This is a genomic window from Mesorhizobium sp. M7A.F.Ca.US.014.04.1.1, from assembly GCF_003998745.1.
Taxonomy (GTDB): domain Bacteria; phylum Pseudomonadota; class Alphaproteobacteria; order Rhizobiales; family Rhizobiaceae; genus Mesorhizobium; species Mesorhizobium ciceri.
The window spans coordinates 1-3,520 of sequence record NZ_RZRW01000580.1 but is presented as its reverse complement, the minus strand read 5'-3'; the positions used below and the strand labels follow the sequence as shown (position 1 = coordinate 3,520).

The window sequence follows — 3,520 nt, the reverse complement described above, 5'->3', positions numbered from 1 at the left end:
GTCGGCGGCGTCGCTGGCGAGATTGCCGCCATGGAAGCTTGCGGCCGCTTTTATCCGTTCGGGATAGGTTGCAGCCGCATTCAATGATCGACCGCCGCCCATGCAATAGCCGATGGTGCCGATCGGCCCGGTAATGCCTTCTGCCGCAAGCGCATCGAGGAACGCACCGCTGTCGCTGATGGTCATGTCCTGCGTCGTGCCGGTGACCAGCGCCATCAGCGGGATTTTGGTCTTTTCCTCGGCGAAGGCGGTCTTGGCGTCGAACGGCCCGTAGGGTGCATTGCGGTAGAACAGGTCGGGCACCAGCACCGCATAGCCTTCATTCGCCAGTCGCTCGGCCATACTGTCGAGCGCCGGCCGCGGACCAAAGGCGTCCTGATAGAGAATGACGCCGGCCTTGGCAGGAGATGCGTTTGCCGAGCGGAAAAGCCCGGCATTGGCAACACCATCCCTGGTCTTGATCTGAAGGTCGTGTTTCGTCATCGCTCGCTCCGTTCGACAGATGCGCGATACATATCCGCGCAAGCCTATACGGCAAGGCGCTCCCTGAGCATGGCAGTCAAAATTTCGTGCGGGATTGCGTGACGCTATTGCTAGCCTTCTCGCACCGTCCGCGCACCGACATGCAGCGCGCGGCCGGCACCGAGCCCCATAATGGCTACGCCAAGCCCGAGCGCGACGAACAGGAACGCCGTTCCCGAAAAACTGCCGGTCCAGTCGCGGATCAGGCCCACCAGCAGCGGGCCGAATGCCGCCAACACATAGCCGACGCCTTGCGCCATGCCTGAAAGATGCGCGGCGACATGCGAATCCGGCGAACGCAGCACGATCAGGCTCATGGCAGCCGCGATCAGGCCGCCCTGCCCGATGCCTTGCAGGATCGCCCAGAACAGCACGGTCGAGGTCGGTGCGAACAGAATGCCGAGCAGCGCGATCACCGCCGTGGCAACGAGCGCCACATTGATGCCGCGCTGGTCTTTCAGCCGCATCGCGAAGGATGGCACGGCGAGGCAGGTGATGACTTGCGCCATGACAGACACCGAAACCATGGCGCCGGCGGTGGCCGCATCGAAGCCACGCTCGCGCAAGATCGGCGCCAGCCAACCGAAGATGCAATAGGCAAGTGCCGACTGCAGGCCCATGAACAGCGTCACCTGCCAGGCCAGGCGATCGCGCCAGAGACCAACGACGCGAAAGCCCCGATGACTGACCTGCCGACGGCTGCCCAGCGCCTGCGGAATCCAGATCAAAAGCACGACCAGTGTAGGCACCGCCCAGGCAGCAAGTGCCCCGGACCACGAACCGGTGACAAAATGCTCGATCGGCAGTGTGAAGCCGGCGGCGGCCGCCGAGCCGGCACAGAGCGCCATGGTGTAGAGCCCGGTCATGACGGCGGCCTTGTCGGCGAAATCTCGCTTCACCAGGCCCGGCAGCAGCACATTGCCGATGGCAATGGCGCCGGCGGCAAGGAAGGTGGCGACAAACAGCAGGGGAACCGTACCGAACCAGCGCAGGCCGGTTCCCAGCACCAGCAAGGTGAGCGCCCCGAGCAAAGTGCGCTCGGCTCCATAGCGCTGGGCAAGTCTTGGCGCGAAGGGCGCGAACAGACCCAGGCACAGAACGGGCAGCGTCGTCAGCAGGCTGGCGCCCGTCGTCGACAGTCCGGTTGCCTGCATCACCTCGGGCAGCAGTACCGACAGGCTGGAAAACAGCGGCCGCAGGCTGAAGGCGATCAGCACAAGGCTCGCGCCAAGCACGATGCGCGCCGCACGGCTGCGCAGTTCAGGCGGCTGCGGCGCGGGCAGGCTGTCGGCCTCGGCATCGATGAGTTCCAGACCCTCGATGGCGGCGGATTGCGCCGTCGGGTCAGGCTGACGAAAACTCTGGTTCATTGCGAAAGCAGTCTTTCAAGTTGGGCAAGCACCGGCGCCATGAAGGCGCGAACGGCGGCAACGGCGCGCTCGGGATTGCTCGCGGCAATGGCGTCGACGATAGCCGCATGCGCCTGGTGGTCCGGTTCGGGCAGATCGCCGTCGATGGTGGCATGGATGGTCTCGGTGATGGCGGCGGTGAAGAAGTCGTAGAGCTCCATCATCGCTTTGTTGCCGGACGCCGCGACAACCGATTTGTGGAAAGCGAGATCGCGCCGGATGAAGGCATCGCTTCCGCCGTCCGCGACGGTGCCGCGTTCGGCAAGCAGTTGCCGCATCGTCTCAAGATCGGCTGGCGTGTGGCGCATGGCGGCGAGCCGTGCCGCCTCCAGGTCGAGCGCCGCCCGCGCCTCCCACTGATCGCGCAGGCCGGTGCGCTTGACCCGGTCGAGCGCGGCAGAGGCATCGACGGTAGAGCGCACATATGTGCCCGAGCCCTGGCGCGTATCCAGCAATCCTTGCGAGACCAGCACCCGCACCGCCTCGCGCACCGTGCCGCGGCTGACCGACAGAAGGTCGGTCAGGGCTGCCTCATTGGGAATGCGCTCGCCGACGCCCCAGCGGCCGCTGACGATCTCCGCACGCAGGCTGCTGGTGGCGCTGTCGGTGAGATTGGTTCTGGTGGCGGGTTGCATAGGCCTATTCATAAGTCATCAGATGACTTGATGAATAGGCCTGCTTCTAGCTGCCGTCAAGATGCTCATCGAAGCCAACGAGCACCATGCAATGGGAACGGATCAGCTGGTGGCCCGTGCGAAGCTCGCCATGTGAAAGGCCTGGACCTCCGGCGGATAGCGATACCCCGTGCCATAGGGGCACGCATTGCGATCGAGGCAACCGCCGCTGCGGCAGGGTTCGCCATTCGCTCCCCCCACATGCGCCAGGCAGGATTGATAAGCGAATCCTTGCACGGAATAGGCGTCGACCGGGCAGGATTTCAGGCAGGGTTTCTCGGCGCAGCTATCGCAAAGGTGGGGCGCTGCCTCGGCAACTTGAACTGGAATTTCGTCGTCAAACAGCAGCACACCGCGGTAGGCATGCCATAGCCCGTAGCGCGGATGCATGAGGATGCCGAGCGGCGACGGTTTCAGCCCCTCCGCCCGCATCGCCCATTGCTGGAACGGCAGATAGGGCTTGTCCGACGGAGAAATCGCCCGTGCGCCAAAATCCTGCGCCACGGCGCCGATCACTTCGCGCGACCATGTGTCGAGCGGATTGGCGATTGCCTGTGGCTGTTGCTCCCACCAACGCAGGAAATGCGGCAAGGGTGCCGCGCCCGCCTGCCCCACCAGCAGGACGGCCGCTGCCGGCGCACCCGATGATCCCGTTGGCGGCGCATCGCTTGGCGTAAAATTGAAGCCGCCGCGAAGAACAAGGCCGTTGGCGAGAAGCGCCGCAGCAATGCGGTCAACGCTGCCGGCGGGCGTAATCATCCCTTCTTGTCCGGATCGGAGAACGCGCTCCGCCAGACTTCCTTGTGGATGATGTTGGCGACTTTAGCCCCGCCTGACTCGGGCTCCTTTCAAGTGAAGGCGTCGGGCATCGACCCCTTCTTCTTGGCGATGAAGTCCTTCAACGCTTCGTCGATG

At 64.4% G+C, this 3,520-nt stretch carries 4 protein-coding genes; all 4 read right to left on the bottom strand.

The window, feature by feature from the left end:
- A partial coding sequence (locus EOA22_RS27920) for an alpha/beta fold hydrolase (RefSeq protein WP_127390375.1) occupies positions 1-483 on the bottom strand: 483 nt, incomplete at its 3' end.
- A gap of 110 nt (positions 484-593) precedes the next feature.
- On the bottom strand, positions 594-1,892 hold the full coding sequence (locus tag EOA22_RS27915; protein WP_127390374.1) for an MFS transporter: 1,299 nt from the start codon (positions 1,890-1,892) through the stop codon (positions 594-596).
- On the bottom strand, positions 1,889-2,566 hold the full coding sequence (locus tag EOA22_RS27910) for a FadR/GntR family transcriptional regulator (RefSeq protein WP_063168202.1): 678 nt from the start codon (positions 2,564-2,566) through the stop codon (positions 1,889-1,891). Before EOA22_RS27910 ends, EOA22_RS27915 begins: the two co-directional genes overlap by 4 nt.
- A 102-nt stretch (positions 2,567-2,668) precedes the next feature.
- Entirely contained in the window at positions 2,669-3,364 is a 696-nt protein-coding gene (locus tag EOA22_RS27905) for a 4Fe-4S dicluster domain-containing protein (protein WP_127390373.1), read from the bottom strand.
- Positions 3,365-3,520: the final 156 nt, after the last annotated feature.